This window comes from Streptomyces sp. P6-2-1 (genome assembly GCF_050613165.1).
Taxonomy (GTDB): domain Bacteria; phylum Actinomycetota; class Actinomycetes; order Streptomycetales; family Streptomycetaceae; genus Streptomyces.
Genome location: NZ_CP192513.1, coordinates 5,886,830 through 5,900,137 on the forward strand (window position 1 = coordinate 5,886,830; position 13,308 = coordinate 5,900,137).

General features: G+C 69.4%; 9 protein-coding genes. All 9 read left to right on the forward strand.

Annotation, left to right across the window (positions count from 1 at the left end; translation table 11 throughout):
- Positions 1–117: 117 nt before the first annotated feature.
- The 9 genes from ACQYWQ_RS24885 to ACQYWQ_RS24925 all read left to right on the forward strand — a co-directional run bounded on the left by ACQYWQ_RS24885 (position 118) and on the right by ACQYWQ_RS24925 (position 12,974).
- Complete coding sequence (locus ACQYWQ_RS24885) at positions 118–681, forward strand: LLM class flavin-dependent oxidoreductase (RefSeq protein ID WP_431037608.1); 564 nt, start codon at positions 118–120, stop codon at positions 679–681.
- A gap of 381 nt (positions 682–1,062) precedes the next feature.
- The gene (gene acnA / locus ACQYWQ_RS24890) at positions 1,063–3,783 is read left to right on the forward strand and encodes an aconitate hydratase AcnA (protein WP_431037610.1); all 2,721 of its coding nucleotides are present in this window, start codon (positions 1,063–1,065) and stop codon (positions 3,781–3,783) included.
- A 525-nt stretch (positions 3,784–4,308) separates the two neighbouring features.
- On the forward strand, positions 4,309–5,754 hold the full coding sequence (ngcE, locus tag ACQYWQ_RS24895; protein WP_431037611.1) for an N-acetylglucosamine/diacetylchitobiose ABC transporter substrate-binding protein: 1,446 nt from the start codon (positions 4,309–4,311) through the stop codon (positions 5,752–5,754).
- Positions 5,754–6,791 (forward strand): carbohydrate ABC transporter permease, encoded by a 1,038-nt coding sequence (locus tag ACQYWQ_RS24900; protein ID WP_431037613.1) that lies wholly within the window; start codon positions 5,754–5,756, stop codon positions 6,789–6,791. The genes ngcE and ACQYWQ_RS24900 overlap by 1 nt, the downstream gene beginning before the upstream one ends.
- The gene (locus ACQYWQ_RS24905) at positions 6,791–7,864 is read left to right on the forward strand and encodes a carbohydrate ABC transporter permease (protein WP_431037616.1); all 1,074 of its coding nucleotides are present in this window, start codon (positions 6,791–6,793) and stop codon (positions 7,862–7,864) included. The genes ACQYWQ_RS24900 and ACQYWQ_RS24905 overlap by 1 nt, the downstream gene beginning before the upstream one ends.
- A gap of 357 nt (positions 7,865–8,221) precedes the next feature.
- The gene (locus tag ACQYWQ_RS24910; protein ID WP_431037618.1) at positions 8,222–9,421 is read left to right on the forward strand and encodes an ROK family transcriptional regulator; all 1,200 of its coding nucleotides are present in this window, start codon (positions 8,222–8,224) and stop codon (positions 9,419–9,421) included.
- Positions 9,422–9,539: 118 nt separating this feature from the next.
- Positions 9,540–10,670 carry an ABC transporter substrate-binding protein gene (locus ACQYWQ_RS24915; protein WP_431037620.1) on the forward strand — a complete coding sequence of 377 codons (1,131 nt, stop codon included), beginning with the start codon at positions 9,540–9,542 and terminating at the stop codon, positions 10,668–10,670.
- Between the two features lie 217 nt (positions 10,671–10,887).
- Positions 10,888–11,676, forward strand: a complete 789-nt coding sequence (locus ACQYWQ_RS24920; RefSeq protein ID WP_431037622.1) for an ATP-binding cassette domain-containing protein — start codon at positions 10,888–10,890, stop codon at positions 11,674–11,676.
- Entirely contained in the window at positions 11,673–12,974 is a 1,302-nt protein-coding gene (locus ACQYWQ_RS24925) for a sugar ABC transporter permease (protein WP_431037624.1), read from the forward strand. The genes ACQYWQ_RS24920 and ACQYWQ_RS24925 overlap by 4 nt, the downstream gene beginning before the upstream one ends.
- Positions 12,975–13,308 lie beyond the last annotated feature (334 nt).

A 13,308-nucleotide genomic window follows, 5' to 3' on the forward strand; every position in this document is an offset into this window, starting at 1 on the left:
CCGACCCGCGCACGGTCGCCCTCCGGGCCCGCATCGCGGAGGAGGCCTGCTGGGACGGGCTCTTCGTGCGGGATCACGTGCGGCACCGCGGGACCACGTGCGGCACCGCGGGACCACGTGCGGCACGACGGGGAGCGCGGCAGGGGTGTTCCCTTCGGCGACCCCTGGATGCTCCGCACGGCCGCGGCGCTCGCCACCGCGCGCCTGCGCCCGGGCACCCTCCTCGTCCCCGTCCCGCGCCGCCGCCCCCGCCCACGCGCCCGCCAGGTCGCCACGCTCGACGCGCTCAGCGGCGGCCGGGTCGTCCTCGGCGCCGGTCTCGGCGGCCCGGTCGAGGGCGAAGCCTTCGGCGAGCCCACAAACCCGCGCGTCCTCGCCGGGACGCTCGACGAGGGCCTCGGGCCGCTCGCCCGCTACTGGACGGGCGAGCGCGTCACGCACCACGGTGCCCACTGGACCGTGGAGGGCGCCCAGTTGCTGCCCGCGAGCGTGCGGCGCCCGCGCCCGCCCGTGCGGACCGGCGGCCTCTCGCCGCGCGACCCGGACCGTGCGGCCGAACTGATCGCGCCGTACGCGGAGGCGGGGCGACGTGGTGGGGCGGGCGCCGGGCGGGGACGGGGAGCGCGTCGACCGGCTCGCCCCGTCCCGCGCCGCGTCGAGGCGGGCCCGCCCGCGTGCTGAGCGCCCGGGGGCCGAGGGTGACGCGCGCCACGCGCCCGTACCGCCACCGCAATGGCCGTACCGCGCCGGGCGGCGCGAAACCCGCGATTCCGGCAGGGCGTAACCGTACGAAAACGCCCCAGAACTCCCGGCGTCCCTCCTCCCGCGTCGCCGCCGGGCCGCCCCGTGCCGTCCGCTTCCCGTGCAGCGCCCGGCGGCCCGGGGCATGACCGGGCGGGCCGCGTGTATTAGGGTTATCTCGACATCGAGATATCTGCCGAGGCGCACCGCGACCGCCGCCCCGGGTAAGGGTTACCTAACTAAGCCCTACCTTAGCTGACGGGATCGGCGGCATGGCGGCAGCATTGTGGTGGTACGCGCACAGAAATGAAGGAGACTGTCGTGTCGGCGAACAGCTTCGACGCCCGCAGCACGCTGCGCGTGGGTGACGAGTCGTACGAGATCTTCAGGCTGGACAAGGTCGAGGGCTCTGCTCGCCTTCCCTACAGCCTCAAGGTGCTGCTGGAGAACCTGCTCCGCACGGAGGACGGCGCGAACATCACCGCCGACCACATCCGGGCCATCGGCAACTGGGACTCGCAGGCCCAGCCGAGCCAGGAGATCCAGTTCACCCCCGCCCGCGTGATCATGCAGGACTTCACCGGCGTTCCCTGCGTCGTCGACCTCGCCACGATGCGCGAGGCCGTCAAGGAGCTGGGCGGCGACGCCTCCAAGATCAACCCGCTCGCCCCCGCCGAGCTGGTCATCGACCACTCGGTCATCGCGGACAAGTTCGGCACCAACGAAGCGTTCAAGGAGAACGTGGAGCTGGAGTACGGCCGCAACCGCGAGCGCTACCAGTTCCTGCGCTGGGGCCAGACCGCCTTCGACGAGTTCAAGGTCGTCCCGCCGGGCACCGGCATCGTCCACCAGGTCAACATCGAGCACCTGGCCCGTACCGTCATGGTCCGGGGCGGCCAGGCGTACCCCGACACGCTCGTCGGCACCGACTCGCACACCACGATGGTCAACGGCCTCGGCGTGCTCGGCTGGGGCGTCGGCGGCATCGAGGCCGAGGCCGCGATGCTCGGCCAGCCGGTCTCGATGCTCATCCCGCGCGTCGTCGGCTTCAAGCTCACGGGTGAGCTGAAGCCCGGCACCACCGCGACCGACCTCGTGCTCACCATCACCGAGATGCTCCGCAAGCACGGTGTGGTCGGCAAGTTCGTCGAGTTCTACGGCGAGGGCGTCGCCGCCACCTCGCTCGCCAACCGCGCCACCATCGGCAACATGTCGCCGGAGTTCGGCTCCACCGCCGCGATCTTCCCGATCGACGGCGAGACGCTGAACTACCTGCGCCTGACGGGCCGCAGCAAGCAGCAGGTCGACCTGGTCGAGGCGTACGCCAAGGAGCAGGGCCTGTGGCTCGACCCGGCCGCCGAGCCGGACTTCTCCGAGAAGCTGGAGCTGGACCTCTCCACGGTCGTCCCCTCCATCGCGGGCCCGAAGCGCCCCCAGGACCGCATCGTCCTGGCCGAGGCCGCCCAGCAGTTCGTCAGCGACGTGCGCAACTACGTCTCCGACGCGGGCGTGGACGAGGCGGGCCAGGAGTCCTTCCCGGCCTCCGACTCGCCGGCCGTCTCCAACGGCGTGCCGAGCAACCCGGCGACCGTGACCGCCCCCGACGGCACGACGTACGAGCTGGACCACGGCGCCGTCACCGTCGCCGCGATCACCTCCTGCACCAACACATCGAACCCGTACGTCATGGTCGCCGCCGCGCTCGTGGCGAAGAAGGCGGTCGAGAAGGGCCTGACCCGCAAGCCGTGGGTCAAGACCACGCTCGCCCCGGGCTCGAAGGTCGTCACCGACTACTTCGACAAGGCGGGCCTGACCCCGTACCTCGACAAGGTCGGCTTCAACCTGGTCGGTTACGGCTGCACGACCTGCATCGGCAACTCGGGCCCGCTGCCCGACGAGGTCTCCCAGGCCGTCAACGACAACGACCTGGCCGTCACCTCGGTGCTCTCCGGCAACCGCAACTTCGAGGGCCGGATCAACCCCGACGTCAAGATGAACTACCTGGCGTCCCCGCCCCTCGTCGTCGCCTACGCGCTCGCCGGGTCGATGAAGATCGACATCACCAAGGACGCGCTCGGCACCGACCAGAACGGCGCCCCCGTCTTCCTCGCGGACGTCTGGCCGAGCGAGGCCGAGGTGAACGAGGTCGTCGCCAGCGCCATCGGCGAGGACATGTTCGAGAAGTCCTACGAGGACGTCTTCGCGGGCGACGCCCAGTGGCAGGCCCTCCCGGTCCCCACCGGCAACACCTTCGAGTGGGACCCGCAGTCCACCTACGTGCGCAAGCCCCCGTACTTCGAGGGCATGGAGATGGAGCCGGCCCCGGTCCAGGACATCTCCGGCGCCCGCGTGCTCGCCAAGCTCGGCGACTCGGTCACCACCGACCACATCTCCCCCGCCGGTGCCATCAAGGCCGATACCCCGGCCGGCAAGTACCTCACCGAGCACGGTGTCGAGCGGCGCGACTTCAACTCCTACGGCTCCCGCCGCGGGAACCACGAGGTCATGATCCGCGGCACCTTCGCCAACATCCGCCTGCGCAACCAGATCGCGCCGGGCACCGAGGGCGGCTTCACGCGTGACTTCACGCAGGAGGGCGGCCCGGTCGGCTTCATCTACGACGCCTCGCGCCACTACATCGAGCAGGGCATCCCGCTCGTCGTCCTCGCGGGCAAGGAGTACGGTTCCGGCTCCTCGCGCGACTGGGCGGCCAAGGGCACCGCGCTCCTCGGCGTCAAGGCCGTCATCGCCGAGTCGTACGAGCGCATCCACCGCTCGAACCTCATCGGCATGGGCGTCCTGCCGCTCCAGTTCCCCGAGGGCCAGACCGCCGAGACCCTCGGCCTCACCGGCGAGGAGACCTTCTCCTTCTCCGGCGTGACCGAGCTGAACAACGGCACGACCCCGCGCACGGTCAAGGTCACCACCGACACCGGCGTGGAGTTCGACGCGGTCGTCCGCATCGACACCCCCGGCGAGGCGGACTACTACCGCAACGGCGGCATCATGCAGTACGTGCTCCGCTCGCTGATCCGCAAGTGACGCGAGCCCGCCCCTGAGGGCGGCGGCACACGGTGAGGGCCCCTTCCCGGCGACGGGAGGGGGCCCTTTCGCGTCCTCGCTGAAAGCGGAGCGCCTCATTCCTGCGCGCTCTCCCGAACTCCCGCACCCTGTCCCGTACTTCGTTGAGCGGGGGAACAATCGCCGGTGCACGCGTCCCCAAAAACCCCTCTGTACTGGGAAGTTGCCGACACCTCCGGCTACCTGGCGTTTCCCCGATGTCTCAACTAGGGAAAGTTCCAAGGCCAATGAGGCTTTCGATCTTGCCCCCTGTACCGCAAGTGGACTATACCTGTCGGCGACCGCCCGGGCCGGAAAGCCGGACCCGCGCGGAACCGGGGGAGAAGGGCACGGACACACGGGCGGCCACGCTCGCACGGCGCCGTTCCGCACCCAACCGGCGCGCACCACCCCGCAGTTCCAGCACGACCCCAGTCACACTTCACCGCGGTGCCGGGGAAGGTCCGGTTCACCGCCTGAGTCCTGGATGAAAGCGAGGACTTGAGCATGGGATCTTCCCGAGCGAACGGCCACGGTCTCGGCCGGCGCGACCTCATCAAGCGTTCCGCCGCGATCGGTCTCGTCACCGTGCCCACGATGAGCTTCCTGGCCTCCTGTGCCAGCAGCGACAGCGGCTCCGACGACAAGCCGGAGAAGAAGGGCACCAAGAGCGGGAAGAACCCGCTCGGCGTCAATGAGAGCGCGCCGCTCGACTTCGTCCTCTTCGACGGGGGCTTCGGCAGCGAGTACGGCAAGGACGCCGTCGCGATCTACGAGAAGAACTTCCCCAAGGCGAAGGTGAAGTTCACTCCCACCCAGAAGATCCAGTCCACGCTCCAGCCGCGCTTCAACGGCGGCACCCCGCCGGACCTCATCGACAACTCCGGCGCCGAGCAGATGGACATGGGCGTCCTCGTCGGCAAGAAGCAGCTCGCCGACCTCACCCCGCTCCTCGACGCGCCCTCCTACGACGACCCGGCCAAGAAGGTGCGCGACACACTGCGCCCCGGCATCGTCGAGATGGGCCAGTACGAGGGCGAGGCCTGCTACGTCTTCAACTACGCCTACACCGTCTACGGCGTGTGGTACTCGCAGACCGCCCTCGACAAGCTGGAGGTGGAGTACCCCGAGACCTGGGACGACATGCTCAAGGTCTGCGCCGCGGCGAAGAAGAAGGGCATCGCCGGCTGGACCTACGCGGGCAAGTACCCGTACTACATCCCGTTCTCGCTCTTCCCGTTCATCGGCAAGATCGGCGGCCGCAAGGTACTCGACGCGATCGACAACCTGGAGCCGAACGCCTGGAAGGACCCCGCCGTCAAGTCCGCCTTCGAGGCGTACTACGAGCTGTACAAGAAGGGTTACGTCCTCAAGGGCACCCCCGGCCTCGACCACATCCAGTCGCAGACCGAGTGGACCAAGGGCAACGCGCTCTTCATCCCCAACGGTTCCTGGGTCGAGAACGAGGCGGCGAAGACCACGCCCAAGGACTTCCAGATGAAGGTCGCCGCGCCCTCCAGCCTCGACAGCTCGGACGCGCTGCCCTTCGGCACCCTGTGGGCGTCGGGCGGCGAGCCGTTCATCGTCCCGAAGAACGCCAAGAACCCCGACGGCGGCATGGAGCAGCTCCGCGTCATGCTCTCCGAGGCCAGTTCGAAGAACTTCACGCAGAAGGTGAAGTCCCTCTCCGCGCTCAACGGCGGCACCGACGGGCTCGAACTCTCCACCGCCCTCCAGTCCGGCATCGACGCGCTCGACAAGGCCGGCGAGAACGTCCTCAACCCGCGCCTCCAGGACTGGTACGTCGACCTCAACAAGCAGAAGATCGGCGTCGGTGCCCTCGGCGAGATGATGGCGGGGCGCATGAGCCCGGCCGAGGCGATCAAGAAGTGCCAGGAGTTCGCCGACGCCGCCGCCAAGGACGACTCGATCCCCCACTACAAGCACAGCTGATGGCGAGCGAGCACAGCGCAGCCGGAGCCGGAGCGGACCTCGCGTCCGCCCCGGCCACCGGCCGTACGCGGAAAACAGCCCAGGGCCGCGCGAGCAAGCGCCCCCGCAGTGCCGCCGACCGCGGCAAGTACCCCTTCGTCATCGGCTTCCTGATCGTCCCGCTCGCGCTCTACGCGGTCTTCGTGATCTGGCCGTTCATCCAGGCCATCTACTACTCCTTCACGGACTGGACCGGCCTGAGCCCCGACTTCAAGATGGTCGGTTTCGACAACTACAAGAAGATGTTCGACGACGACACCTTCTGGAAGTCGGCGCAGCACAGCGTCACCTACGTCGTCCTGCTGCCCGTCATCGTCCTCGGCATCGCGCTCTTCCTGTCGTTCATGATCAACGTGGGCGGGCGGCGCAGGAAGGGCGCGGCGATCGCGGGCGTACGCGGCTCGTCGTTCTACAAGATCGTCTACTTCTTCCCGCAGGTCCTCTCGATCGCGATCGTGGCCCTGCTCTTCCAGTTCGCCTACAACCCGAAGACCGGCGCGCTCAACTCCGTGCTGCGCGGCGTCGGTCTCGGCGGCGTCCAGCCGGAGTGGCTCGGGGACCCGAACCTCGCCCTGTGGTGCATCATGGCCGTCCTCGTGTGGACGCAGGTCGGCTTCTTCGTGGTGCTCTTCTCGGCCGGGATGGCCTCGATCCCCTCGGAGCTGTACGAGGCGGCGCTGCTCGACGGCGCGGGGCGCTTCACGACCTTCTTCCGCCTCACCCTGCCCCTGCTGTGGGACACCGTGCAGTCCGGCTGGGTCTACATGGGCATCCTCTCGCTCGGCGCGGAGGCCTTCGCCGTCGTCCAGATCATGTCGGTGGGCCCCGGCGGCCCGGCCGACTCCACCACTGTGCTGCCGCTGCTCGTCTACCAGAAGGCGTTCGGCCAGGGACAGGCGGGCTACGCCACGACCATCGGTGTCGCCCTGCTCGTCATCACGCTGATCTTCTCCGGCCTCGTGATGCGGCTGGGCAGGCGCGAGCGGCTGGAGTTCTGATGAAGACCACCGACACCCCACCCCCGGCGGAGCAGGGCGAGCCGGCCGACGCGGCCCCCGGGGCCCTCGTACCCGGGCAGGACGGCCCCGGCGGCCCGGACGGCCCCGGCGGCCCGGACGGCCCCGGCGGCCCGGACGGCCCCGGCGGCCCGGAAGGCCCCGGCGGCCCGGGAGGACCCGACGGCCCGGTGGGCACGACGGGCCGTACGGGCACCGCGGGGGCACCGAGGCCGCGCGGCGGGGCGAAGACCGGCGGCGTGCTCAACGTCTTCTCGCACGGCTTCCTCGTGATCTGGGCGATCCTCGTCGTCATGCCGCTCCTGTGGGCGGTCATGACCTCCTTCAAGGACGACGGGTCGATCTTCAACCACCCGTGGGCCCTGCCGGACTCGCTGCACTTCGACAACTGGTCGCGGGCGTGGACCAACGCCCACATGAGCGACTACTTCCTCCACACGGTCGTCGTGGTGGGCTTCTCGCTCGTCGGCACCCTGCTGCTCGGATCGATGTGCGCCTACGTCCTGGCGCGCTTCGACTTCCCCGGCAACCGCTTCATCTACTACCTGTTCGTGGGCGGGATGAGCTTCCCCGTCATCCTCGCGCTCGTGCCGCTCTTCTTCGTCATGAAGAACCTCGGGCTGCTCAACACGACCCACGGCCTGATCCTCGTCTACATCGCGTACTCGCTGCCCTTCACGGTCTTCTTCCTCACCTCCTTCTTCCGTACCCTGCCGGGCTCGGTGGCCGAGGCGGCGATGATCGACGGGGCGTCCCACACGCGTACCTTCTTCCAGATCATGCTGCCGATGGCCCGGCCCGGGCTCATCAGCGTCGGGATCTTCAACTTCCTCGGGCAGTGGAACCAGTACCTGCTGCCCACGGTGCTCAACACCGACGAGGACAAGAAGGTCCTCACCCAGGGGCTCGTGGCCCTCGCCACGAGCCAGGGCTACAAGGGCGACTACTCGGGCCTCTTCGCCGGACTCGTGATGGCGATGCTCCCGGTGCTCGCCGCGTACATCCTCTTCCAGCGCCAGGTGCAGGAAGGGCTCACGGCGGGGGCCGTGAAGTAGCGGCGGCAGAGGGAAGGGCGAGCGGCGCGCAAGTGTGAGCGCCCGTGATGCCCTCGCTGATTCACCCTTCGCGCAAGCGAACTGACATAACATCGGCCCGGCCGGAAAGCACCGCGCCGGCCGCGCGCCCCTCGGGGCCGCGGCGGGCGCGGTCTTCCGCGTGTCCTGGACCGCCCCCTGCGCGCGGTGACGGTCCGCTCACGCCCGTACAACGAACTCCGTCAAGGACTTGACTGCGGCAACCCCGACAGCGGAACTTGGAGTTCATAACTTGTACGTGGCCGCCGTCACTCCGAGTGACCGGTCGCGGGTGCCCCCCTGCGGGGTGCCCGGTCGAGGGCGGGAGTGGATGGGGCAATGGAGACTCCGGGGTCGCAGTCGTCGCTGCACCGGGCCAATCTGGAACGCGTCGTACGGGCGGTGCGGCTCGCCGGCTCGTTGACGCAGGCGGAGATCGCGCGGACGACCGGGCTCTCCGCGGCCACCGTCTCCAACATCGTCCGCGAGCTGCGCGAGATCGGGACCGTCGAGGTCACGCCCACGTCGGCGGGCGGGCGCAGGGCGCGCAGCGTCTCGCTGAGCGGCAACGCGGGCATCGTCATCGGCGTCGACTTCGGCCACACGCACCTGCGGGTCGCGCTCGGCAACCTCGCGCACCAGGTGCTCGCCGAGGAGTCCGAGCCGCTCGACGTGGACGCCTCGGCCGCGCAGGGCCTGGACCGGGCCGAGGAGGTCGTGGCCAGGCTCATCTCGGCGACCGGCGTGGACGAGGCGAAGATCGCGGGCGTGGGGCTCGGCGTGCCGGGGCCCATCGACGTGGAGTCCGGGACGCTCGGCTCCACGTCGATCCTGCCCGGCTGGTCGGGCACCCGCCCCGCGCAGGAGCTGAGCGGAAGGCTCGGGGTGCCCGTGCACGTCGACAACGACGCCAACCTGGGGGCGCTCGGCGAGCTGGTGTGGGGCGCGGGGCGCGGCGTGCGCGATCTCGCCTACATCAAGGTCGCGAGCGGCGTCGGGGCCGGGCTCGTCATCGACGGGCGCATCTACCGGGGCCCCGGCGGCACGGCGGGCGAGATCGGGCACATCACGCTCGACGAGTCGGGCCCGGTGTGCCGCTGCGGCAACCGCGGCTGCCTGGAGACGTTCACGGCCGCGCGCTACGTGCTGCCGCTGCTGCACTCCAGCCACGGCACCGATCTCACCCTGGAGCGCATGGTGCGCCTGGCCCGCGAGGGCGACCCGGGGTGCAGGCGCGTCGTGGGCGACGTGGGGCGGCACATCGGCAGCGGGGTCGCCAACCTCTGCAATCTGCTCAATCCCAGCCGCGTCGTGCTCGGCGGGGACCTCGCGGAGGCGGGGGAGCTGATCCTCGGGCCCATCCGCGAGTCGGTCGGGCGGTACGCGATCCCGAGCGCGGCGCGGCAGCTCTCCGTGCTCCCCGGGGCCCTCGGCGGGCGGGCCGAGGTCCTGGGAGCGCTCGCCCTCGCGCTGAGTGAAATGGGGGATTCGACCCTCTTGGAAGCGCCGGTTCCGGCCGCGCGTCCTGCCTTCACTTAGCAAACGCATGACACCGTTGCCATCTCGTTAAGTATTAACTCCTTGACGCCGCTCGCGCGGCCGAGTTGACTTCCAGCCACCTCGGCCGCAGCGACGCGGCCTCGTCAGGGAGGTTTCAATGAACACGCGTATGCGTCGTGCTGCCTTTGCCTTTGCCGCCACGGGCCTCGCCGTCTCGCTGGCCGCTTGCGGGTCCGCCAAGGAGAGCGACGACGGCAAGAAGGACGACGCCAAGTCGTCCTCGTCGAGCAAGTCCAAGGGCGACGCGCTGAAGATAGGTCTGCTCCTCCCGGAGAACCAGACCGCTCGCTACGAGAAGTTCGACAAGCCGCTGATCACCGCCAAGGTCAAGGAGCTGACCAACGGCAAGGGCACGGTCGTCTACAACAACGCCAAGCAGGACGCGAGCCTTCAGGCGCAGCAGGTCGACACGATGATCACCAACAAGGTGGACGTCCTGATCGTCGACGCCGTGGACGCCAAGGCCATCCGCTCCTCGGTGCAGAAGGCCGTGGACGACGGCATCAAGGTCGTGGCGTACGACCGCCTGGCCGAGGGCCCCATCTCCGCCTACACCTCCTTCGACAACCAGTCGGTCGGCAAGGCGCAGGGCGAGGCCCTGCTCAAGGCCCTGGGCGACAAGGCGAAGAAGGGCAAGATCGTCATGATGAACGGGTCGGCGACCGACCCGAACGCGGGCGACTACAAGAAGGGCGCGCACTCCGTCCTCGACGGCAAGGTCAGCGTCGGCAAGGAGTACGACACCAAGGAGTGGAAGCCGGAGAACGCCAACTCCAACATGGAGGGCGCCATCTCGGCTCTCGGCAAGAAGAACATCGTCGGCGTCTACTCCGCCAACGACGGCATGGCCGGCGGTATCATCACCGCCCTCAAGGCCGCCGGTATCTCGCCGCTCCCCCCGGTCACCGGTCAGGACGCGGAGCTGGCCGCCGTGCAGCGCATCCTCAGCGGTGAGCAGTACATGAGCGTCTACAAGTCCTACCCGACCGAGGCCAACACGGTCGCCGAGCTGGCCGTCGCGATCGGCAAGGGCGAGGACCTCGCCTCCCTGGCGCCCGACAAGGTCGACAGCGGCACCGACAAGGCGATCCCGAGCAAGATCATCCCCGTTGTCTCGCTGACCAAGGACAACATCCAGGACACCGTCCTGAAGGAGAAGTTCTACAAGCTCTCCGAGATCTGCACCGCCAACTACAAGGACGCCTGCGACAAGGCCGGCCTGAAGTAAGCGCGGTCGAGACGGCGCTCACGCGGTCCACGGGCCCGTGAGCGCCCTCGTCTCGCTCCCACCCAGACCTGTCCGGTGCCCCGCCCCCTCACCAGTCCCGCTAACGGGACGGGGCGCCGGACGGACCACGGGCGGGAATCCCCCCAATCTGCTCAACCCACCGCGTCCGGTCACCCCCAACGGACGCGGCATCCCCGCCGGTCAGGCGGCGAAGGAGATGGTTCACGTGTCCGCTGCGCCCGTGTTGGCGTTGCGCGGGGTCTCCAAGCGGTTCGGTGCCGTTCAGGCGCTCACCGACGTAGAGCTTGAGGTCCACGCTGGTGAGGTGCTCGCCCTGGTCGGCGACAACGGCGCCGGTAAGTCCACTCTGGTCAAGACGATCGCGGGTGCCCACTCCATCGATGACGGTGTCATCGAGTGGGAGGGCCGGCCGGTCTCGATCAACCGCCCCCACGACGCCCAGGAGCTGGGCATCGCCACCGTGTACCAGGACCTGTCGCTGTGCGACAACCTGGACGTGGTCGGCAACCTCTTCCTCGGTCGTGAGGTGCGCCGCTGGGGCGTGCTCGACGAGGTCGAGATGGAGCGCCGCGCCCGCGAGCTGCTCACCACGCTCTCCATCCGCATCCCGAGCGTCCGCATCCCGGTCGCCTCGCTCTCGGGTGGCCAGCGCCAGACCGTCGCCATCGCGCGCTCGATGCTCGGCGACCCCAAGCTCGTCATCCTCGACGAGCCCACCGCGGCCCTCGGCGTCGAGCAGACCGCCCAGGTCCTTGACCTCGTGGAGCGCCTGCGCGAGCAGGGCCTCGCGGTCGTCCTCATCAGCCACAACATGGCCGACGTGAAGTCCGTCGCGGACAACGTCGCCGTCCTGCGGCTCGGTCGCAACAACGGCGTCTTCCCCGTGAAGACGACCTCCCAGGAAGAGATCATCTCCGCCATCACCGGTGCCACGGAGAACGCCGTGACCCGTCGCGCGGCCCGCAGTGGGGGAGTGCAGAAGTGAGCGCCCAGAACGTGAAGAACGACAAGCCGGGGGCGGTGCAGGACAGCACCGGCAACCCGGAGAGCGCCGCGGGCTCGGTCGCCGCGGTCGACCCCCGTCTGCTCGTGCGCGAGCAGGGTTTCGCGGGCTACTGGACCGAGTTCAAGCGCAAGATACGCGGCGGCGAGCTGGGCACCATGCCCGTCATCGCCGGTCTCGTCGTCATCTGGATCATCTTCCAGAGCCTGAACTCGGGCTTCCTCACCGCAGGCAACCTCACCGCCATGAGCATCACGATGGTCGGCACGGGCCTCATCGCGGTGGGTATCGTCTTCGTCCTGCTGCTCGGTGAGATCGACCTGTCGGTCGGCTCCGTCAGCGGTGTCGCGGGCGCCTTCTCGGCGGTCCTCTCCGTCAACCACGGGGTGAACGACTGGCTGGCGATCCTCATCGCCATCGTCACCTGCCTCGTCATCGGCGCCATCCACGGCTTCTTCTTCGCCCGCCTCGGTGCCCCCGCCTTCGCCGTCACCCTCGCCGGACTGCTGTTCTGGCAGGGCTTCATGCTCCAGATCCTCGGCGACAACGGGACGATCAACCTCAACCCCGACGGCGGGATCGTCAAGCTCACCACCTACTACTTCAGCGACGTCGCCGTGGGCTACGGCATCGCGCTCGTCACGGTGGTGCTCTTCTTCCTCAGCTCCTTCTCCGACGCCCGTCGTCGCAAGGCGGCCGACGTCCCCTCGCGCCCGCTCAGCGAGATCATCCTGCGGACCGTGCTGCTCGCCGTGCTGGCCTTCGCCGTGGCGATCATGCTCAACCAGTACAAGGGCACCCCGCTCGCGCTGGTCGTCTTCCTCGCCCTCGTGGTCCTCACGGACTTCGTGCTGCGCCGTACCCCCTACGGCCGCAAGGTCTTCGCCCTCGGTGGCAGCGTCGAGGCCTCGCGGCGCGCGGGCATCAACGTCACCCTGATCCGGATCTCGGTCTTCGGTGTCGCGGGCGCCTTCGCGGGGGCCGGTGGCCTCTTCCTGGCCTCCAAGATCGCCACCGCCAACCAGGGCGCCGGTACCGGTGACCTGCTGATGAACTCCATCGCCGCGGCCGTCATCGGCGGCGTCAGCCTCTTCGGCGGACGCGGCCGCACCTGGCACGCGCTGCTCGGTGTCCTCGTCATCAGCTCGATCCAGAACGGTCTCGCCCTGGAGGGCGTCGCGTCCCCGATCCAGTACATGATCACCGGCGCGGTGCTGCTCGCCACGGTCGTCATCGACTCCGTGACCCGCAAGACCCAGAAGTCCGCCGGTCGCGCCTGACGGCTGCCGGCGCCCCCGGGTGCCCCGTCCCCTCGTCTCCGTACGAGAGGGCGGGGCACCCGGCCGTTCGGCCCACCCGGCCGTTCGGCCCACCCGGCGCTTGAGAGGCCCGGCCGGGGGGGCGGAGCCCCGAGTCCTCCGCCCCGGCGCGGGGAGGGACGCGGGGCAAATGGCCCCCCGGCTGGCCCGCGCCCCCACGAAGGTGGATCATGGACCGGCCCCGCCACCGCGCAGGACGTGAGATTCGTCCCCCGGAACCGGTGACGGGCCCCGGAGGCGGAACATTAGACTCGCAAGACCGCCCGACCCGGCAAGGATCGACCGCTCTACTGCA